The organism is Mesorhizobium sp. B3-1-7 (assembly GCF_006439385.1).
In the GTDB taxonomy this organism is placed as follows: domain Bacteria; phylum Pseudomonadota; class Alphaproteobacteria; order Rhizobiales; family Rhizobiaceae; genus Mesorhizobium.
Genome location: NZ_VFTL01000015.1, coordinates 63,825 through 83,893 on the forward strand (window position 1 = coordinate 63,825; position 20,069 = coordinate 83,893).

Genomic DNA, 20,069 nt, shown 5'->3' on the forward strand with positions numbered 1-20,069 from the left:
AAAAGCCGGCGCGGCCTTGCGGCGCCGCCGGCTTTGGAAGCTGAAACCTGTCAGCGCGATACGAAGCAGTTGCCGCCGGCCGCCTTGTAGCTGGTGCAAAGGTTGATCGCATCGTTGCGCGACTGGGCCGGAACGCGGACGCGGTAGAAGGTGCCCTTGCCCGCGACCTCGGCCTTGACGATGTTGGCGGTGCGGCCGGAGAGCACGCTGCCGTAGCGGCGTTGCAGATCCTGATAGGTCGACTGCGCACTTTCGACCGTCGGCTGTGAGGCGATCTGCATCGACCACGAGCCGCCGCCGGCAGCTACCGCCGGATCGATCGAAGCGACCTGGTCCGGCTTGACCTCACCGACGATATCGACCGGCTGGTCGGACGGACGCGCCGGCGCCACCGGCACCACCGCCGGCGTGTTGGCCGACTGAGCCTTGGCTTCAACCTTCTTCGCGGGCTTCGCCGGCTTGGCGGCAGGCGCATCGGCCTGGTCCGCGTCGGAAGCCACGGTTCCCGTTTGCTGGCCGTCGGAGGCCGGTGCGACATGCTGCGGCATCGGATCGCTCGGCTCGGCCGCCGCGACCTTTGGCGCGGCCGGAGCCGGGTCTTCACGCGGCACCAGCGAGCCGTCCGGCTTCACCATCATGGTCTTCACCTTGCGCGGCGCGACGGCGACGACGTCGTTGTTGACGGTGTTGTCGGCATCCTGCTGCAGCACCTGGGCGATGCGGTCTTCCGACTTCGGCGCCGGCGCTGCCGGCTGCGCGCTTGCCGGCGCGGCAGGTTGCGCGCTTGCCGGCGCGGCAGGTTGCGCGCCTTGCGGCACGGTCGCTTGCGCGACGCCAGGCAAGGCTGCAGCTGAATCGTCGGCGGCGTCAGCGCCGGCCGCGGCGTCGTTGTCGTTGGGCGCGAGATCGACGACCCGGCTCGTCGGCGGTTCCTTCGATGCCAGGTCCACGGGCTGCTCGGTGGTGTTCACCAGCTTCTGCTGCACCGGCTCGGCGGGCTTGGCGGCGCCGCCGCCCTTGGCCACCGCGTCATAAACCTTGTTGTCCTGGTTCGGCACCACCGTGCCGCCCGGATTTTCGGGCTTCACCTTGATCGGCGAATTGTCGGCCTTGACGATAACCGGAGCCTCGCTGCCGCCCTTGCCGCCGAACGAGAAGGCCAGCGCGCCAAGGCCGCCGAGAACCACCACGGCGCCGACCAGCGCCGCGATCATCACGCCGCGCCGGCGCGGCTGCGCCGCCTCGCGCTCGGCAAGCCCGGGTATCGCCATCGCTTCCTCGAGCTCGGGATCGTAGTCGAGCTCATCGGCGGCGAAATCCTCCGCCTGCGAAACCGGCCGGCTGCCGGGCAGGTCGTCGGCGTCGTAATCGTTGGCGACGGCAAACGAAGCCGGGGCCACCGGAGCCGCCGGAGCCTCGGTGCGCAAGTCGCGACGGTCATAACCGTTGAAGCCGGCGCTGTAGGATTCGTCATCATAGCCCCGGTTCTGCGCGGGCGCCGGCGCGATCTCCGTCGCATTCATGTCGGTGAGCAGGCTGGCGAATTCCGCATCGAGATCGTCGTAAGCGGGCGCCGCCGGCTGGTCTTCCTCGAAGCTGAGCTCCGGAATGTCGAGGTCGTCCGCGAGCGCGACCACGCGCTCCGGCACATCGACCGTCTCGACATCCGGCACATCTTCGTGCTGGCGAGGCGGCGACGAAGGCACCGGCGGCTGCGCCGGCATGGCATAGGCGGAATAATCCGTTGCCGGTTCCCTGCGGTAGGCCGGCGCGGCCATCTGCACTGGCGCTGAAGGCGCGGCCATCTGCGCCGGAGCCGAGGGCGCCGGCTGCGCGGCAAACGAAGCCTGCACCGGCGGAGCCGAGGTCGGGGTCGAGCGGCTCCACGACTTGCCTGATTCCGTAGGCGTCGAATGCAGCCAATCGGAGGAATTTACCGGAGACCTTGCCGTGGCGGCAGCTGCCTGTTCAGCTTCGATGCTCTTGACGAAAGCAGCGCCGAAATCGTCATCGAAATCAACATCGACCTCGGTTTTGGCCGAGCTTGAGAAATCCTGGCGATCGAGTTCGCTGGCAAGCAGGTCGTCCATATCGCTTTCTGCCGGCTGAGCGCCCTTCCCGTTCTGCGCCGACTGGTGCTCGTCGAGATCCCAGTCGAGATCATCGGCCGCCGCCTTCCCGCCAGCGTAGCCTGCGGGTTCCGCAACCAGACGTGGCGCGGGAGCGGGCTCCTTGACCGCGGGCATCGGTCGCGCGGTCATGGCGCCGAGCAGCGCATTGAGCTCGTCTTCCAGGCTTCGTTCGCTGGCCGCCGGCCTCGCCGGTTCGACGGCGGCGACAGGCGGAACCAGCGCGGCGGCGACAGGCGGAACCGGAGCGGCGACGACAGGAGCCGGCTCGACCGCGGCCGGCTGCAGCGCGGCGGCGGGCTCGACGGCCGGAGCTTGCGGCTCCTCGTTCAGCGCATCGCGGAAACTCAGTTCGAAATCGTCATCAAGGGTCAGCGCGGCGGCAGGTTCAGGCGCGGCGAACTCCGGCTCGGCGGCGAAATGGGCCGTCTCGGTCGGCACCTCGACCATCGGCGCCGGGTCATCGTCAACTGCCGGCTCCGGCTCCTGAAAACCCTGAGCCTGGCCGAGATTGACATCGACATCGGTCATCGTCTGGTCGAAGTGACCGGCAAAATCGTCCTCGGAAATCAGCGGATCGGCCGCGGAGACTTCGACCGGCTCGACGGCTTGCGCCTGCTGCTCCGGCTCGTGGCTCTCAAACGACAGCTCGTCTTCGAGCGACATCTGGACGGCATTGTCGAAATCGGCGTTGAACGCCTCATCGCTCGCGGCCTGCACGGCTTCGACGGCGGCCTGACGGGCGTCAGCCGGCTCGTGATAGTCGAGATTGGCGGGTTCGTGATGGTCGAGCTGGAAATCCTGGTCCAGCGAAGCCGCCATTTCCTGATCGATCGGAAGTTCGTCTTCGAGCGGCGAGGCATCCAGCGAACTGGCGACGGCCTTGTCGAAATCATCGTCAAAAGCGACTTCCGGCTCGGGAGCTTCTTGTGGCTCCGGCGCGAAATGCGGCTCAGCTGCAAAATGCGCCTCCGGCGCGCCTTCCGGCTCCGGCGCGAAATCCGCCTCCGGCACATGGGCCACGGCGAAATCGGCATGATCCGCCGCGTCGTCGAACACGAAATCCTGCTCGAAGGACGCAGTCAACTCGTCGTCATTCGCGGCGGCGCTTGCGGCCTCGAAAGCCGGCTCATAGCCGATCTGATGCAGGGCAGCCTGCTGAGCGACCGGCTCGCTTTCCTCGACGGAATCGAACTCTCCCATCAACTCCTTTTCGAGGTCGATGTCGAAATCGTCCGCCGCTGGAGCCTGATTGACCGGCGCGGCCTTCTCGGCCGCAGGAGCCGGCTGCCGCACCGGCTGGCGCGGGTCGAAACCCATGATCCGGGTCAGTTCCGCGAACGGATCATCATCGGCGATGTCGTTGTGGTCGGCTACTTTCAGCGGGGTTCTGTCTGCCATTATTGTTCCCGAACTCGCACACAGTCGGACGCCATGGACGTCGCGCAGGGTTGGCCCTTACCAGCGCAATGTGGGCAAAAGGTGACAGGTTTTTTAGTTAAACCTAACGCATTTCAGTGGGCGCGTCTGCCCCGATCAGCGTCAGGCCGGAAGTCAAAACATCCGAAACAGCCTGCACCAGCCCTAGTCTGGCATAGGTTGATTCTCGGTCGTTAACCTTAACAAAACGTAAGTCCTGGTTGTCGTGGCCGCGATTCCACTGTGCATGGAAGCCGGAAGCCAGATCGTAGAGGTAGAATGCGAGCCGGTGAGGCTCCAGCGAAAGCGCCGCGGATTCGATCAGCCTTGGATATTCAGCCAGCTTCCGGATCAGCGCGATTTCGCCCTCGTCGGTCAGCGCAGCCACGGAAGCCGCCAGCCGGTTGCGGTCGAAATTCGCCTCGCCGAGCTGCTCGCTCGCCTGCCTGAAGACGGAATGGCAGCGCGCCGACGCGTACTGCACATAGAACACCGGATTGTCCTTCGACTGCTCCGTGACCTTGGCGAAGTCGAAATCGAGCGGCGCATCGTTCTTGCGGTAAAGCATCATGAAGCGGATCGGGTCGCGGCCGACCTCTTCCACCACATCGCGCAGGGTGACGAAATCGCCGGACCGCTTCGACATCCGGACAGGCTCGCCGTCGCGGAACAGTTTCACGAGCTGGCAAAGCAGCACGGTGAGCTTGACCGTGTCGCCTGCAACCGCCCGCGCCAGCGCCTCCAGCCGCTTCACATAGCCGCCATGGTCGGCGCCGAGCACATAGATCAGGTCGACGAAGCCGCGCTCGACCTTGTCCTTCAGATAGGCGACGTCGGCGGCGAAATAGGTGAACGAGCCATCGGACTTGACCAGCGCCCGGTCCATGTCGTCGCCGACCGCCGTCGAGCGGAATAGCGTCTGCTCGCGGTCTTCCCAGTCGTCCGGCTTCTCGCCCTTGGGCGGCGGCAGCTTGCCCTTGTAGATGTGCCCTTTCAGCGTCAGGTCGGCGATCGCCGCCCGGATTCTCTTGGCGTTGTCGGCATGCAGCGTGCGCTCGGAGAAGAACACATCGTGATGTACGTTAAGCAGCGCCAGATCCTCGCGGATCATCGCCATCATCGCGTCGACGGTGCGGTCCTTGACGATCGCCAGCGCTTCCTCTTCCGGCATCTGCAGCAGGCCGCGGCCGAATTCCTTGGCCAGCGCCTGGCCGACGGGGACCAGATAGTCGCCCGGATAGAGACCGGACGGGATCTCGCCGATGTCGTCGCCGAGCGCCTCGCGATAGCGCAGGAACGCCGAGCGGCCGAGCACGTCGATCTGCGAACCGGCGTCGTTGATGACATATTCCTTGGTCACGTCGTAGCCGGCGAAGGCCATCAGATTGGCCAAGGTGTCGCCGACCACGGCGCCCCGGCAATGGCCGACATGCATCGGGCCGGTCGGGTTGGCCGAAACATATTCGACATTGGCCTTGCGGCCGCCGCCGATGGTCGAGCGGCCATAGTTGCGCCCCTCGCCGAGCAACGTCGTCAGATGCGCGTGCCAGAACGCGTCCTTGAGCCTGAGATTGACGAAGCCCGGCCCGGCGATCTCGGCCGAGGCGACGTCTGCATCGGCGCGGAGCGCTTCGGCCAGTCTTTCGGCAAGCGCGCGCGGGTTCTGTCCGGTGGGCTTGGCCAGCACCATCGCCGCATTGGTAGCGAGATCGCCATGGCTTGCATCGCGCGGCGGCTCGACCGCGACACGCGACAGGTCGAGCGCAGCCCCCTCCTTGTCCTTGAGATCAAGGGCTTCGACGGCCTTTACGATCCGCGCGTTGAAATCGGCGAAGATATTCATTGGATATGCTCTGGGCTTTAAGAGACGACCGGCAGCGTGGCCGGCAAAATCGAGGCTCGCCCTAGCTCAAATCGGGCGTATGGTCAAACAGACGCCGATGTTCCTTGAGCGCATAGGTGTCGGTCATGCCGGCCAGGAAGTCGGCGACGCTGCGCGCCTTGATGCGATCCTCGGCCCTGTCGAGCCCTTCGCGCCAGCCATCGGGCATGGCGCGTGGATCGGCGAAATAGACGTCGAACAGCTCGCGCACGATGCGCTCGGCCTCGGCCCGCACCCGCATCACTTCCGGGTGCCGGTAGAGATGCTTGTAGAGGAAGGCCTTCAATTCCTTTTCGGCCGCGGCCATCCCTGGCGAAAAGGTCACCAGGGTCTCGCCTGCCGCGCGCACCGCATCGGCGCTGTCCGGTTTGAGACGCTCGATGTTGGCAGCGGTCGATGCAATGACATCCTCGACCATCAGCGTGATCTGCCGGCGCAACAGTTCGTGGCCGGTGCGGACATCGTCGAGCTGAGGATATTTGGCGCGCACGCCGTTCAGGATCGAGCCCGGCAGGCCGACGCCTTGCAGCATGTCCAGCGTCAGCAGGCCGGCGCGCAGGCCATCGTCGATGTCATGGGTGTTGTAGGCGATGTCGTCGGCGATCGCGGCGCACTGCGCCTCGATGCCGGCGAAGCGGTCGAGCTCGAGGTCGTGCAGTTCGGAATAGTCGCGGATCGCCTGCGGCACCGGGCCCTTGAGCCCCTTCCCGCTCGCATCGGTCAACGGGCCGTTATGCTTGACCAGCCCTTCCAGCGTTTCCCAGGTGAGGTTCAGACCGTCGAACTCGGCATAGCGCCGCTCGAGCCGCGTGACCACGCGCAGCGACTGGGCGTTGTGGTCGAAGCCGCCCCAGGCGGCCATCTTCTCGTTGAGCGCGTCCTCTCCCGTATGGCCGAAGGGCGTGTGGCCGAAATCATGTACAAGGGCGACTGCTTCGGCGAGGTCCTCGTCGCCGCGCAGCGCCCGCGCCAGTGCTCGTGCGATCTGCGCCACCTCGATCGAATGCGTCAGCCGCGTGCGGAAGTGATCGCCCTCATGCGCCACGAACACCTGCGTCTTGTGCTTCAGCCGGCGGAATGCGGTGGAATGGATGATGCGGTCGCGGTCGCGCTGGAACGGCGTGCGGGTCGGACTCTCGGCCTCCTCGAACAGGCGTCCGCGCGAGCGCGCCGGATCGCTCGCATAGACCGCGCGCGGCCGATAGCCGAACCCGATGTCGCCGAGAGCATCCTTGCCCTGCCGCTCGTCCATTGATCCACCAGTTGACTTGGCCACGCCCGCTTCATACCTATCATGTGAAACCGAAAGCAAGGTGACGCCGATGGGCGCGGATGCCAAGACTGCCATGAAGGTCGAGATGACCGATGCCGCGGCCAAGCGGATCGCCAGGATCGTTGCCGGCGAACCGGGCAAGACGGCGTTGCGCGTCTCCGTCGAAGGCGGCGGTTGCTCCGGCTTTTCCTACAAATTCGATCTCGTCGGCAGCCGCAACGATGACGATGTCGCCATCGAGAAGGATGGCGCGACGATCCTGATCGACGACCTGTCGCTGGTTTATATGGGCGGCTCGGTGATCGACTTCGTGGATGACCTGATGGGCCAGTCCTTCCAAATCAGGAACCCCAACGCTGTCGCCTCCTGCGGCTGCGGCACCAGCTTCTCCATATAGCCCAATGCCTGCCGTCGGCGCGGTCCGTCAGGTCGCGCTCTCGGCTGGCCGCGACCTCGATGCGACGCTTGCTTTCTGGCGCGACGTGCTTGGTCTGAACCTGCATGCCCGCTACGACCCGCCCGGTATTGCCTTCATTATGGCCGGTGATGTGCGTCTGCTCTTCACCGACGGCGTTCCGGGCGGCACCGTCTATTTCGACATCGCCGGCCTCGAAGCCTTCCACGCGGAGGCGAAAGCCGCGGGCATTCCCTTCACCGCGCCGCCGACGCTCGTCCACCGCGACACCGAGGGGCAGTTCGGTCCGGCGGGGGAAAGCGAATGGATGGCCTTTCTAAAGGACCCCGCAGGCAATACGATCGGCCTCGTCGAACGCCTGCCGTCCGAAGAGCATTGAGGTCCTCATGAAGATCGTCACCTGGAACATCAACGGCGTTCGCGCCCGCATCGGCAACCTCACCCACTGGCTGACCGAAAGCGCGCCGGACATCGTGTGCCTGCAGGAGATCAAGACGGTCGACGACCAGTTCCCGCGCGCCGAGATCGAGGCGCTGGGCTACAATGTCGAGACCAACGGCCAGAAGAGTTTTAATGGCGTCGCTCTCCTGTCGAAGCTTCCCTTCGACGAGGTGAATCGCGGCCTGCCTGGCGACGATGCGGATGATCATGCCCGCTTCATCGAAGGCGTTTTTTCCACCGACCAGGGCGCCTTGCGTGTCGCTTCGCTCTATCTGCCGAACGGCAACCCGATCGACGATGAGAGGAAGTTTTCCTACAAGCTGGCGTGGATGGCGCGGCTGGAGCGTTGGGCGCAGGAACGGCTGCGGCTCGAGGAGGCGCTGGTGCTGGCCGGCGACTACAACGTCATTCCCGAACCCGCCGATGCCCGGTTTCCCGAAAACTGGCTGGGTGACGCGCTGTTCCAGCCGCAGACGAGGCAAGCCTTCCGCCGGCTGAAGAATCTCGGTTTCACCGAAGCGGTGCGCACCGTGACCGACTCGGCCGGCGTCTACACCTTCTGGGACTATCAGGCCGGCGCCTGGCAGAAGAACAACGGCATCCGCATCGACCACCTGCTGCTGTCACCCGAAGCCGCCAACCGTTTTGCGTCGGCCTCGGTGGAAAAACATGTCCGCGCCTGGGAAAAACCGTCCGACCATGTGCCGGTCGCCATCGAGCTCAGCCTGCAGCCCGCCTGAGACGTTGCCAGGCTCCCGGACCCCAGTATCGCCACAAATCCAGTCTTTGATGCGGGCTTGCTGTGGGGGTTGAATGGCGATCCGATTTCTTTTTGGGCCGGTCGGGCTTGCCTTGGCGCTTGCCGCGCCGACGCCGTTGCTGGCGGCGCCAACCTGTCTTGCCAACGGCAAATCCTTCAACGTCGGCGAGACGGCGTGCCTGATGCTGGCCGGCGAGAGCTACCTCGCCCGTTGCGACATGGTTCTCAACAACACGTCCTGGACCAGGATTAAGGACGAATGTCCGGGCGAAGCGCCAAAGCCGCACCCGACGTCGCTTTCCACCCCGACGCCCGGCCAGACGCCGACGGAGCCGACCGAGAACTGAGGCTTCGTTGATCTCCCCACCATCCAGGTTACGCTATGCACACATCTTCTGTGACTGGCGCGACTGATCAGGCCGAGGCTTGATTGCCAGGTGGTTCCCCCAATCCGTCGCCGCTTCGCAGCGCCACCTTTCCCCCCTCCGGAGGGAAAGGAAGGGAGCGTTGCCGGACGGGCGTTGACGGCAAAAAAGCTTGGCGCCTTTCCTCTACCCCGTCGATCGGGGGAGAGGTGGCTCGGCGAAGCCGAGACGGAGTGGGGGTCGACCAGCGCTGCATTAGCCATTGCATGCGCCAAGCTGCCATGCACGCTATCGCCAACCTGCGCTTACTGGTCGCCGTTGTTGCCCTTGGTCAGGATATCGTCGGCGAGCGAGATCGCGGTCCGGCGATCGGCCTCGCCGGCCGCGGCGAACGCCTCTTCCTGCATGTTGCGGATCCAGGGCTGGTCGGCCGCCGGAGCCCGCTCGAGTGCGGCCGTCATCATCGCCAGGCCGCGCACCACCTTGCCGCTCTGGAACAGGAGGTTGCCGAGCGTCGCCTGCGCGCCGGCATGGCCCTTCTCGGCCGCGAGCTGCAGCCAGCGGCCGGCTTGCTTGACGCTGGCCTTCACGCCGCCCTCGCCCTTGAGGAACATCTGGCCGATCTCGAACTGGGCGTTCGGATTGCGGTAGTTGGCGGCGGCGCGCATGTAGTATTCCTGCGCCGCGACGTCGTTCTCCTCGACCGGCGTGCCGGGAATGCCCTTGCGCAGATAGTCGCCCAGCGCCACCAGCGCGTCCGACACATAGCTCTCTTCCGGCGAGCCGGGCTCGACATCCTGATCGACGATTTCCGAGAAGAACTTGAAGGCGGCGTAGTCGTCGCGCGTCACGCCGTCGCCTTCGGCATACATGCGCGCAAGCTTCCAGGTGGCGCCGATCTGGCCGTTCTCGGCGGCGTATTTATAGGCTTCGACCGCCTGTTCCTTATGGCCGCTCTTGTAGGCGGAGAAGCCGAACTGGAACACCGCCCAGGGGCTCGACTGCGGCTTCACGCCGGTCTTGTCGTCGAACACCTTGTCGTCGAAGGCCATGGCCTGCCCGACGGCGCCCAAGGTCGCGCCAAGACCGGCGATCACGACCAGTGCCGAAAAGACAGACGACCTCAACACCTCAGATGTCCGCATAGCAGTGCGTTTCTTCTGCGGCGCCCGGATGGGTCACCGCGCCGTCGCGGGCCGGCCCTACGGCCTGCGCATATTTCCAGATCGCGCCGGACTGATAGTCGGTCTTGCGCGCCTTCCAACTCTTTGCCCGGGCCGCCAGCTCGGTGTCCGACAGGGCCACTTCGATCGTGCCTTTCACGGCGTCGATCGAGATCACTTCGCCATCCTTGATCAGCCCGATCGGCCCGCCGACCGCCGCCTCCGGCCCGACATGGCCGATGCAGAAGCCGCGCGTGGCGCCGGAGAAGCGCCCGTCGGTGATCAGCGCCACCTTGCCGCCCATGCCCTGGCCGTAGAGCGCGGCCGTCGTCGACAGCATCTCGCGCATGCCCGGACCGCCGCGCGGCCCCTCATAGCGGATGACGAGAACCTCGCCTTCGCGGTAGTTGCGCTGCGTGACCGCTTCGAAGCACTCCTCTTCCGAATCGAAGCAACGCGCCGGACCGGAGAATTTCAGTTCCGACATGCCCGCGACCTTCACGATCGCACCTTCGGGGGCAAGGTTGCCCTTCAAGCCCACAACGCCGCCTGTCTTGGTGATTGGCCGATTGGCGGGACGCACAACATCCTGGCTCTCATTCCAGGAAACGTGCTCCATATTTTCGGCCAAAGTGCGGCCAGTGACCGTCATGCAGTCGCCATGCAGATAGCCATGGTCGAGCAGCGTCTTCATTAGGAGCGGAATGCCGCCGGCCTCGAACATGTCCTTGGCGACATATTTGCCGCCCGGCTTGAGGTCGGCGATGTAGGGCGTCTTCTCGAAGATCGCCGCCACGTCGAACAGGTCGAACTTGATGCCGGCCTCATGCGCGATCGCCGGCAGATGCAGCGCCGCATTGGTCGAGCCGCCGGTGGCCGACACCACGGTCGCCGCGTTCTCCAGCGCCTTGCGCGTGACGATGTCGCGCGGCCGGATGTTCTTGGCGATCAGCTCCATCACCTTTTCGCCCGAAGCGAAATTGAAGCGGTCGCGCATTTCGTAGGGCGCCGGCGCGCCGCAGGAATAGGGCAGCGCGAGGCCAATCGCTTCAGCAACGGTCGCCATGGTATTGGCGGTGAACTGGGCGCCGCAGGAACCGGCGGAAGGACAGGCCGCCTGCTCGATCTCGAGCAATTCGGCATCGCTGATCGTGCCGACCGAATGCTGGCCGACCGCCTCGAACACGTCCTGCACGGTGATCTGCCGGCCGCGATAGCTGCCGGGCAGGATCGAGCCGCCATAGATGAAGATCGAGGGCACGTTGAGGCGCACCATCGCCATCATCATGCCGGGCAGCGACTTGTCACAGCCGGCGAGCCCGACAAGGGCATCGTAGCAATGGCCGCGCATGGTGAGCTCGACCGAATCGGCGATCACCTCACGCGACACCAGCGACGACTTCATGCCCTGGTGGCCCATGGCGATGCCGTCGGTGACGGTGATGGTGCAGAACTCGCGCGGCGTGCCGTTGGCGGCCGCAACGCCCTTCTTGACCACTTGCGCCTGGCGCATCAGCGAGATGTTGCAGGGCGCCGCTTCGTTCCAGCAGCTGGCGACGCCGACCAAAGGCTGCGCGATCTCGGCCGCCGACAGGCCCATGGCATAGAGGTACGAACGATGCGGCGCGCGCGCCGGACCAACGGTCACGTGGCGGCTGGGCAGCTTGGCCTTGGAGATTGCCTTGGCGTCCATCATCGTCCTTGCCGCACACCCCGCGGCCGGTCCCCTCGCCGCGCCAACCTGGCACGCATCTCGGGTGCTCCGGGTTTATGGCGGGAAATGGGCAGTTCCCTCGGCAAGTCTTTTAGCGCGGGGGTTGTTCATAAACTGTTGCCAAAACGTCACAATCATATTGGGTGCCGGTTGCGCGGCGAATCTGCAACAGCGGGCGGAAGGGCGAAGCCAAAGCATCAGCCTTGCAAATAAAAAGACCGGGCATTGCCCGGCCTTTTTTGTTGAATTTTCAGAAACTTAGAACTTGATCTTGATCCCGCCCGAAATTGCGGTGATCAGATCATTGCCGAAATCGTAGCTGGCGTCTGCACCAACAATCTTATCGTTTTCGCCAATCAATATGCCGGAATGACCGCTGGTCAACACACCGATCGCGCCAGCCAAACGAACCTCGATATTGGGTTGCGGTGTATAAGCGACTCCACCGCCAAGTGTCCAAGTATCAGTCTGGGCGCCATAGCCATGCGAAGTGCCACGATCCCAACTGAGCTGAGCGGCGGCGCTCCACTGATCATTGAACTTATGGCCAATACCACCCGAAACAGTCCAGCCGTCACGATACATCAGGTCTAGCGATGTCGTCTCTCCCAGACCATTCGTCACGCAGAACTGGGAAGGAGTGCCCACTATACAGATCGGAACGCTTTGCAGTACACTCCAGTTCACCCATTTGATCGAACCGAAAGCTAGCCAGCCCGGCGCAACACCGGATTGCAATTTCAATTCCACAGAGTCCGGCATGTATTGTGTGCTGCCGTAGATCGGCGCAGAGCCAGTGGGTAAAACCGGTGCCGTGAGTGTACCGGAGATATTGTCGAGCTTGACTTGTGAATTATAGACCAAGCTGGCCCGAAGTGCGATCTCGGGGATTTCGTAGGCCACTCCGGTGCGCCAGCCCCAACCACTTGCGTCCAGATCGACGCGACCAACTGCGCCGCCTAGGGATATCAAGTTCTCCTTAAAGCCCGAGATATCCTGGTAGAACAAACCGCCGATAAAACGGAGTTGACCCTTACCGACATCAAACTTGTAGGAGCAGGTACCTGCGTAGTTATTGCTCTTGATATCGGTTTCTATATTGGAAAACGCCCCGCTCCACGTGCTACCTGGCGCGGTATGTGCGCCCCAAGGCTGCGAGTAATCGACCATGCAGTCGACGCCTTGGACAACTTGGGCTTTGACGCCGATGCGCGGCACCCAATAAGGCTCCGCGCCGTCGGCCGTGGTGCTGAAGCCGAGGGGACTAAGATCGGCCCCTCCCGGACCTTTCGCATTCTTGTACTTGCGATCCGGCATCACATAGGTCGCTTCAGCCTCAGTCGCGACCGGCGCCGGATCGAAAAGCAGGTCGATGTCGTAGCCGCCGCGCTCCAGGCCGCCGGCATGCGCGGGATGCATCACCGCGCCGATCAACGCGATCGAAAAGCAGCCTGCCCCCGCCAGAGCTTTGAGCCGCAAGATGTTCATGGAAATCCCTCCCCGAAATACAAGTGGCTCAAGCTAGAACCAATTCGGGTTAACGACGCAACAACGATTTCAAGAGCTGTACATGTACATCTTGACAGCACGTATTTTCGCCATGGTGGCTGGCACCGCAATCGGCGCCTGAATCGCGCCAACCGGGGTCGAACGGTCGAAAAAATCCGAAGAAACTACCCAAAACAGGGCAAAAACAGCCGATTTTAGCGCTCGCGGGCCGCATTGTTACATTATGGCAACAATGGGGCGCAAACTTTCCGTTTACGTCAAAATTAACGTAGCGGCACGCCCATTTTCGAGGCAGCAAACGTACCGGAAAGCGCCTTTGGAGCGAGGCCGAATCTTGCCGCTCAGCCAGCGTTGCGGACCCTGGTCAAAGCCACCGAAAGCTTCTCCTGCGCCTCGCGATATTCGGCGAGTTTCTCACGCTCGGCTTCGACCACCTCTTCCGGCGCATTGGCGACGAACTTTTCGTTCGACAGCTTCTTGTGCAGGCGAGCGATCTCCTCGGTCACCTTGGCCAGTTCCTTCTGCAGCCGCGCGGCCTCGGCCTGGAGGTCGATCAGGCTGCCGAGCGGCAGGCTCACCGTCGCCTCGTTGAGCACGATCTGGGCCGAGCCCTTCGGCGGTGCATCGGCGAGCGCGATATCGCCGATGCGCGCCAGCCGCTTGATCGCCTGGGCGTGACGCTCCAGCCGCTCTTGCGTCAGCGTGTTGGCGCCGATCACCATCAGCGGCGCGATCGCCGCCGGCGGCACATTCATTTCCGAACGCACCGAGCGGATGCCCGAAACGAGGTCGACCAGCCAGTTGATGTCGGCGGCGGCCTCTTCGTCCCCGAAGTCGGGCGACGGCCAGGCGGCGTGGCAAAGCAGCGACGAGCGCTGCTTGCCCTCGCCAGCGGTCTGCGCCCACAGTTCCTCGGTCATGAACGGCATCATCGGATGCAGGAGCTTGTAGATCTCGTCCAGCACGAAGGCGACGCAGGCCCGGCTCTCGGCCTTGGCGGCCTCGTCCGTGCCCATGAACACCGGCTTCAACAGTTCCAGGTACCAGTCGCAGAACAGGTTCCAGACGAACCGATAGGCCGCGCCCGCCGCTTCGTTGAACCGGTAGCTGGTGATGCCTTCGGTGACAGCGCGCGCCGCCCGCGTCAGCTCGGTCAGGATCCAGCGGTTGACCGGCAGCTTGGCGTCGTTCAGCCAGAACTCGTCGTCGCGCGCGACCTCGTTCATCTCGGCGAAGCGCGTCGCGTTCCACAGCTTGGTGCCGAAATTGCGGTAGCCGGCGATGCGGGCCGGATCGAGCTTCACGTCGCGCCCTTGCGCCGCCATGACGGTCAGCGTGAAGCGCAGCGCGTCGGCGCCATATTCGTCGATCAGGTCGAGCGGATCGATGACGTTGCCTTTCGACTTCGACATCTTCTGCCCGTTCTTGTCGCGCACCAGCGCATGCACATAGACGGTGTGGAACGGCTCCTCGTCCATGAAGTGCAGGCCCATCATCATCATGCGGGCGACCCAGAAGAAGATGATGTCGAAGCCGGTCACCAGCACGTCGGTCTGGTAATAGGTCTTGAGCTCCGGCGTCTGATCGGGCCAGCCGAGCGTCGAGAACGGCCACAGCGCCGACGAGAACCAAGTGTCGAGCACGTCCTCGTCGCGGGTCAGGATCTCGCCCGGCTGGAAGTTTTCCAGCTTGTCCTCGACCCAGGCCTTCCACGGCCCTTCCAGCGCAAGGTAATATTCGATCGCCGCGGCTAAAGCCTCTTCCTCGGTCTTTTCGACAAAGACATGCCCGTCCGGCCCGTACCAGGCCGGGATCTGGTGCCCCCACCAGAGCTGGCGCGAGATGCACCAGGGCTGGATGTTCTCCATCCAGTCGAAATAGGTCTTCTCCCAGTTCTTCGGCACGAAGTTGGTACGACCTTCGCGCACCGAGGCAATCGCCGGCTTGGCGAGCTCGGCGGCGTTGACGTACCATTGGTCGGTCAGGAATGGCTCGATCGGCACGCCGCCGCGGTCGCCATGCGGAACGGCATGGCGATGCGGCTCGACCTTTTCCAGAAAGCCGCCGGCCTCCATCAGTTCGACGATCTTCTTGCGCGCCGCGAAGCGGTCGAGCCCGTCCAGCTCGTCCCACACGGCCTGGCGCTCCGGCGTGACCTCGAGACCGGCGAGGAAATCCTCATTGTCCTTGAGCTTGAGGTCCGCTTCGACCGTCAGGATGTTGATCGCCGGCAGCTTGTGACGCTTGCCGACCTCGAAGTCGTTGAAGTCATGCGCCGGCGTGATCTTGACCGCGCCGGAGCCTTTCTCCGGATCGGAATACTCGTCCGCGACGATCGGAATCTTGCGGTCGACGATCGGCAGCACGACGTTGCGACCGACCAGATCGGTGAAGCGCCCGTCGTCCGGATGCACGGCCACGGCGGTGTCGCCGAGCATCGTCTCGGGACGCGTCGTCGCCACCGTGATGAACGTCTTCGGGTTCTCAGGGTCGAACGCCTCGCCTTCGATCGGGTAGCGGAAGTGCCAGAGATTGCCGTTGACCTCGTGCTGCTCGACCTCGAGGTCGGAAATGGCGGTAAGCAGCTTCGGGTCCCAGTTCACAAGGCGCTTGTCCTTGTAGATGAGGCCTTCCTTGTAGAGCGTGACGAAGACTTCCAGCACCGCCTTGGACAGGCCTTCATCCATAGTGAAGCGTTCGCGCGACCAGTCGGCCGAGGCGCCGAGCCGCTTCAGCTGGTTGAAGATCGCGCCGCCCGATTCGGCCTTCCACTCCCAGACTTTCTCGATGAACTCCTCACGCGTCAGATCGCGGCGGTGGATCTGCTTTTCCATGAGCTGGCGCTCGACCACCATCTGCGTGGCGATGCCGGCATGATCCATGCCGGGCTGCCAAAGCACGTTCTTGCCGCGCATGCGCTCGAAGCGCACGAGAATGTCCTGCAGCGTGTTGTTGAGCGCATGGCCCATATGCAGCGAGCCGGTGACGTTCGGCGGCGGGATGACGATGGTGAAGGCTTCGGCCCCCTCTTCCGCGCCGGCGCCTGCCCGGAAGGCATCCGCCTCTTCCCAGATTTTGGCGATCTTCGGCTCGACGGCTTTGGCGTCGTAGGTCTTATCAAGCATGGAGGAGGTCCGAACTGTCGGGAACAAGCGTCCGGTGTAAATCGGAAGGTCTTGGCCGAGTCAACCGCGAGAACTGCGATCGCTCTTACAGATAGGCATGCCGCGACCGGCGACAATCCCGGCCGGTGCCGCAATGGCGGCTCGCCTGATGCATGTCGACTGCAAGGGCGCAGCGGGTCCCAAAGCAAAAGCGCCGCCCGAAGGCGGCGCTTTTCAGCGTGCATGTTGCGGCAGCTTACTGCGCCCCGCGCGCCACGCGCTCGATCTCCTCGCGCACCAGCCTTTCGACCAGCGTCGGCAGGTTGTTGTCGAGCCAATCCTGCAGCATCGGCCGCAGCATCTCCTCGGCCATCTCGTCGAAACTCTTCTTGCCGCGGCTGGCAAAAGCATCGGAAAGCTCGCCGAAAGCCGCGGCAACCTGCCGGCCCGTATGCTCGGAAAGGATCGCGGGCCGGGCCGGCTGTGTCTCCGGTTCGGATGCCCGGGGAGCGCTGGCATGCGCGGCAGCTTCAAACGCCGGCTCTTGCTTCTCGATCTCGACCCTCGGCGCGGCTTCCGGGACCCGGACGGCCGGTCTCGCGGTAACCGTGCTGCCGCCGACCGCCGCTATTTCGCGCCGCCAATCGGCGACTATGGTCTCGGCCGACTGCGTCGCATTTGCCGCGGCCGGCCTGCTCGTGGCCGCTTGCGCGCTCGGCTCGGCGCCCTCGGGATCGACCGCGGCCAGAGCCGCCTTGACCGGCTCTCGACGAGCCTCGGCGCGTGCGACCGCCGGATCGGCCGCGGCCAGCTGGGCCTGGACCTCCGCCAGCGTCGCTGGCTTGCGCGGGCCGGCGTCGGCATGCAATTCGGAACGAAAGGCGTCGACCTCGACCGTGGGTACGCTAACCGCGGCCGGCTCCAGATCCTGGCGCAGTTCACCAGCCTCGGCCGGCTGCTTGCGCCCGGTGTCGCTGTCTTCGATGATCCTTCGGATGGAAGCCAGTATCTCTTCCATGGAAGGTTCGCGCTGCGCGCTGCTTGCCGTCGCCATCGTCACATCCGCCGCCCCAGTGACCTGCCCAAGAACTCGACCCTGTCCAAGAACTGACCCGTTCAAGAACTTGACCCATTCAGGAATTCCGTTCCTGCCCGGGTCGGAATTCGAATCAATGGCGACAGCGTAACCGACCTATCGTCATCCGAGAATCCCCAATCTGGGGACGCGTTGGATTTCAACAGATTAGGCGGTTCGCGGCCCGACGAGCCCGTGCCATCGACAAAGAAAAACGCCGCGCGTCCATCGGACACGCGGCGCTTGCTGGAAGCATACCGGAAATCAGCGTCCGTCGGGCGTGCGCAGTCCGAACCACTTGTCCTTGACGGCGTTGTAATGCTCTTCGGGCCTGTATTTGGTGACCGCCAGCCCAAGACGATCGACCGACAGCCGGCCCATCGCCGACAGGATGGCATAGCTCGCCACGACCACGTCGCGTTCGGAGCTGGCCTGGTTGATCTTGGCGGTGATGACCGCGTTCTGCGCGTTCAACACATCCAGCGTCGTGCGCTGGCCGACATTGCGCTCTTCGATGACGCCGTTGAGCGCCAGTTGCGCGGCATCGATCACCTGCCTGTTGGCATCCACGCTTTGGCGCGCGGCGACATATTGCGTCCAGGCCGAGACCACGGCCTGGCGCACCTGGTCGCGGCTGACATCGACCTGGATGCGCGCCTCGCCCAGTGATTCCTTGCTCTGCCGCACCAGCGCCGAGGTCCGGCCACCCGAATAGATCGGAATGGTGAGCGAAGCGCCGATATTGGCCGATGTCGAACTACCGTTGGGGCTGCTGATGGAACTGGGAACGGTGTGGCTGTAGTCGTCCGAAACGCCGGCCGAGGCCGTCACCTGCGGCAGCAGCGCGCCTTCCGACGACTTCACCGAAAAGGCGGCGGCATCGACGAGATGCTGTGTGGCCAGAATGGCGGGATGTTCGGCGGAAGCGATGGCCAAGGCCGAATCGACGCCACCTGGCAGCAGCTTGCCAAGCGGCGAGGCTGCCTTGAGCTTGCCCGGCTCGTCGCCGACGATCTGGTGGTAGGTTGCGGCGCTTGCCAGCGCCGTCGCGCGGGCGGCGCTCAACTGCGCCACGGCCGTCGCGCGGGAGGCATCGGCCTGGGCGACGTCGGTGCGGGTGCCCTCGCCGACCTCGAAGCGCGAGCGGGCGGCGCGCGCCTGCTCGGTCAGGAACTGCAGGTTCTGCTCGGTCAGCACCGCGATCTGACGGTCGCGAATCACGTCCATATAGGCGCTGGCCGCGTTGAACAGGATGTTCTCTTCCGTGTTGCGCAGGCTTTCGACCGAAGCCTTTACTTGCGATTCGGCGGCGGCGACATTGTTCTTGGTCTGAAACCCGTCGAACAGCGTCTGGTTGATCTGCACGCCGAAGCTGCCCGTCGTTATTCTCCTGCTGGTGCCAAAGCCATGTATATTGGTGTAGTCGATGTTGGCCGAACCGGTGACGGTCGGACGCCAGCCCGACTTGGCAATGGCTACGCCCTCGTCAGTGACGCGCACGCCAGCGCGGGCAGCATTCAACTGCGAGTTATACTGATAGGCTTTGGCGAGCGCGCCCGTAATGGTTTCAGCGGAGGCGGCCAACGGCGAAAGCGCGGTGGCCGAAACAAGGATAGCTACTAAAACACTCTTGCGTAGAGGCGGCACGTTATTTCCCTCATTCGTTTTGCATGGGAACCACGCCACGTCAGCCTACCCATACGGATCGGCCGGCGCCGCGTTGTTTATCGTTCCCCCGCTGTCGGCCTCCCGAAAACACCCGGTTAACCAAATCAGCAACGATTGTCAGGCGCAAGCCATCATGACAGCGCATTCGCTGCAAGGCAAAAACGCTCAGAATTCAAACGCGTGAGCACGTTCGAAGCCCGGTAGTGGCTTAATTGCCGCATTAAAGGCCCTTCTTCCGGTTACAACCCCTCCTGCCTTGAAAAATAGACGGGCCACGCCAGAGTTGCCCCGCCCTTCGACCACAACCAGGCGGCCTTCTTCCGCAAGCTGGTCGAGCAATGCCGGCGGCACTTCCTCGACGCTGCCGCCGATGAAAATGGCATTGTAGGGTCCCTTGGCGGCCTGCCCCTGCGGCAGCGGCCCGGTGACCACCGTGACGTTCTGGCAGCCAAGACTGGAAAGGGTGGATTTGGCGGCCTCCGCCAGCGCGGGATCGCTTTCCAGCGCGACGACCGAGCGCGCGAGCCTGGAAAGCAACGCGGCGGAATAGCCGGTGCCGCAACCGACATCGAGCACCGAATCGCTCGCGTCGATTTCAGCCAGCTGCAGAAGCTTGGCGAGCGGCGACGGCTCCATCAGGTAGCGTGCACCGCCGCCATTCGCGCCATCGGAAATGCGGATGTCTTCGTCGATATAGGCCAGATCCCGCTGTCCGGCGCCGACAAAGGCCTCGCGCGGGACGGTCAGCATCGCCTCGATGAGCGGCGCGCTGGTGACATCGGTGGTACGGACCTGGCCGTCGACCATCTTCACGCGGCGTTCGGAGAAATCAGCGTTCATGTCCCAACAATCCGCTCCCCGCGCCAGGCGCGCGGCCAAAACTTCGACTGGAACCCCTGCCCCAGCGCGGTTGCGCTGGAGCCCGCAAGCATCTGGAGGCCTCGCCCGGAATCGAACCGGGGTGCAAGGATTTGCAGTCCTCTGCGTAACCACTCCGCCACGAGGCCTCGCAATGCTCCCGGCGTTCCGAGCGAACTCATTATGTTGGCGCTCAAAGGTCGTCAAGCGCTCGCGCGTCATTCCCGACGCTTTCGTATGGAGCAGCCAAAGTGGTGATTACCAATCGGTTGTCATGGGTCCGGCATCGCCGCG

Annotated in this window: 14 protein-coding genes and 1 tRNA gene; 4 read left to right on the forward strand and 11 right to left on the reverse strand. The window is 64.1% G+C overall.

Annotated elements, in window-relative coordinates:
- Nucleotides 1-50: 50 nt before the first annotated feature.
- The 3 genes from FJ417_RS14420 to FJ417_RS14430 all read right to left on the reverse strand — a co-directional run bounded on the left by FJ417_RS14420 (nt 51) and on the right by FJ417_RS14430 (nt 6,682).
- Nucleotides 51-3,530 carry an SPOR domain-containing protein gene (locus FJ417_RS14420; RefSeq protein ID WP_140783910.1) on the reverse strand — a complete coding sequence of 1,160 codons (3,480 nt, stop codon included), beginning with the start codon at nt 3,528-3,530 and terminating at the stop codon, nt 51-53.
- 103 nt (nt 3,531-3,633) lie between these two features.
- Nucleotides 3,634-5,391, reverse strand: a complete 1,758-nt coding sequence (gene argS, locus FJ417_RS14425; RefSeq protein WP_140646701.1) for an arginine--tRNA ligase — start codon at nt 5,389-5,391, stop codon at nt 3,634-3,636.
- Nucleotides 5,392-5,452: 61 nt separating this feature from the next.
- A complete protein-coding gene (locus tag FJ417_RS14430; RefSeq protein ID WP_140783911.1) occupies nt 5,453-6,682 on the reverse strand; it encodes a deoxyguanosinetriphosphate triphosphohydrolase in 1,230 nt (409 codons plus the stop codon).
- 70 nt (nt 6,683-6,752) lie between these two features.
- Here FJ417_RS14430 and erpA point away from each other — a divergent pair, with 70 nt between their 5' ends.
- From erpA to FJ417_RS14450, 4 genes are all read left to right on the forward strand, one after another.
- Nucleotides 6,753-7,100 carry an iron-sulfur cluster insertion protein ErpA gene (gene erpA, locus FJ417_RS14435; protein WP_140652519.1) on the forward strand — a complete coding sequence of 116 codons (348 nt, stop codon included), beginning with the start codon at nt 6,753-6,755 and terminating at the stop codon, nt 7,098-7,100.
- A 4-nt stretch (nt 7,101-7,104) separates the two neighbouring features.
- Entirely contained in the window at nt 7,105-7,497 is a 393-nt protein-coding gene (locus FJ417_RS14440; RefSeq protein WP_140652521.1) for a VOC family protein, read from the forward strand.
- Nucleotides 7,498-7,504: 7 nt separating this feature from the next.
- On the forward strand, nt 7,505-8,299 hold the full coding sequence (gene xth / locus FJ417_RS14445) for an exodeoxyribonuclease III (protein WP_140783912.1): 795 nt from the start codon (nt 7,505-7,507) through the stop codon (nt 8,297-8,299).
- Between the two features lie 73 nt (nt 8,300-8,372).
- Complete coding sequence (locus FJ417_RS14450) at nt 8,373-8,666, forward strand: hypothetical protein (RefSeq protein ID WP_140783913.1); 294 nt, start codon at nt 8,373-8,375, stop codon at nt 8,664-8,666.
- Nucleotides 8,667-8,989: 323 nt separating this feature from the next.
- Here the strand turns inward: FJ417_RS14450 and FJ417_RS14455 are convergent, their stop codons facing one another.
- From FJ417_RS14455 to FJ417_RS14490, 8 genes are all read right to left on the reverse strand, one after another.
- A complete protein-coding gene (locus FJ417_RS14455; RefSeq protein WP_140646696.1) occupies nt 8,990-9,829 on the reverse strand; it encodes a tetratricopeptide repeat protein in 840 nt (279 codons plus the stop codon).
- Entirely contained in the window at nt 9,816-11,540 is a 1,725-nt protein-coding gene (gene ilvD / locus FJ417_RS14460) for a dihydroxy-acid dehydratase (RefSeq protein ID WP_140783959.1), read from the reverse strand. Before ilvD ends, FJ417_RS14455 begins: the two co-directional genes overlap by 14 nt.
- A 279-nt stretch (nt 11,541-11,819) precedes the next feature.
- Nucleotides 11,820-13,049, reverse strand: coding sequence for an OmpP1/FadL family transporter (locus FJ417_RS14465; RefSeq protein WP_140783914.1), 1,230 nt, complete (start codon nt 13,047-13,049; stop codon nt 11,820-11,822).
- 362 nt (nt 13,050-13,411) lie between these two features.
- Complete coding sequence (locus FJ417_RS14470) at nt 13,412-16,195, reverse strand: valine--tRNA ligase (protein ID WP_140783915.1); 2,784 nt, start codon at nt 16,193-16,195, stop codon at nt 13,412-13,414.
- Between the two features lie 235 nt (nt 16,196-16,430).
- Nucleotides 16,431-17,228, reverse strand: a complete 798-nt coding sequence (locus FJ417_RS14475; protein ID WP_140783916.1) for a PopZ family protein — start codon at nt 17,226-17,228, stop codon at nt 16,431-16,433.
- Between the two features lie 285 nt (nt 17,229-17,513).
- Nucleotides 17,514-18,896 carry a TolC family outer membrane protein gene (locus FJ417_RS14480; protein WP_140646692.1) on the reverse strand — a complete coding sequence of 461 codons (1,383 nt, stop codon included), beginning with the start codon at nt 18,894-18,896 and terminating at the stop codon, nt 17,514-17,516.
- Between the two features lie 186 nt (nt 18,897-19,082).
- Complete coding sequence (locus FJ417_RS14485; protein WP_140646691.1) at nt 19,083-19,757, reverse strand: protein-L-isoaspartate O-methyltransferase; 675 nt, start codon at nt 19,755-19,757, stop codon at nt 19,083-19,085.
- 93 nt (nt 19,758-19,850) lie between these two features.
- Nucleotides 19,851-19,924: transfer RNA gene (locus tag FJ417_RS14490), tRNA-Cys, on the reverse strand.
- Nucleotides 19,925-20,069 lie beyond the last annotated feature (145 nt).

Coding starts and splice junctions, on each gene's coding strand:
- FJ417_RS14420 (WP_140783910.1), bottom strand. CDS start 3,530: ATGGCAGACAGAACCCCGCTGAAAGTAGCCGACCACAACGACATCGCC.
- argS (WP_140646701.1), bottom strand. CDS start 5,391: ATGAATATCTTCGCCGATTTCAACGCGCGGATCGTAAAGGCCGTCGAA.
- FJ417_RS14430 (WP_140783911.1), bottom strand. CDS start 6,682: ATGGACGAGCGGCAGGGCAAGGATGCTCTCGGCGACATCGGGTTCGGC.
- erpA (WP_140652519.1), top strand. CDS start 6,753: ATGGGCGCGGATGCCAAGACTGCCATGAAGGTCGAGATGACCGATGCC.
- FJ417_RS14440 (WP_140652521.1), top strand. CDS start 7,105: ATGCCTGCCGTCGGCGCGGTCCGTCAGGTCGCGCTCTCGGCTGGCCGC.
- xth (WP_140783912.1), top strand. CDS start 7,505: ATGAAGATCGTCACCTGGAACATCAACGGCGTTCGCGCCCGCATCGGC.
- FJ417_RS14450 (WP_140783913.1), top strand. CDS start 8,373: ATGGCGATCCGATTTCTTTTTGGGCCGGTCGGGCTTGCCTTGGCGCTT.
- FJ417_RS14455 (WP_140646696.1), bottom strand. CDS start 9,829: ATGCGGACATCTGAGGTGTTGAGGTCGTCTGTCTTTTCGGCACTGGTC.
- ilvD (WP_140783959.1), bottom strand. CDS start 11,540: ATGGACGCCAAGGCAATCTCCAAGGCCAAGCTGCCCAGCCGCCACGTG.
- FJ417_RS14465 (WP_140783914.1), bottom strand. CDS start 13,049: ATGAACATCTTGCGGCTCAAAGCTCTGGCGGGGGCAGGCTGCTTTTCG.
- FJ417_RS14470 (WP_140783915.1), bottom strand. CDS start 16,195: ATGCTTGATAAGACCTACGACGCCAAAGCCGTCGAGCCGAAGATCGCC.
- FJ417_RS14475 (WP_140783916.1), bottom strand. CDS start 17,228: ATGGCGACGGCAAGCAGCGCGCAGCGCGAACCTTCCATGGAAGAGATA.
- FJ417_RS14485 (WP_140646691.1), bottom strand. CDS start 19,757: ATGAACGCTGATTTCTCCGAACGCCGCGTGAAGATGGTCGACGGCCAG.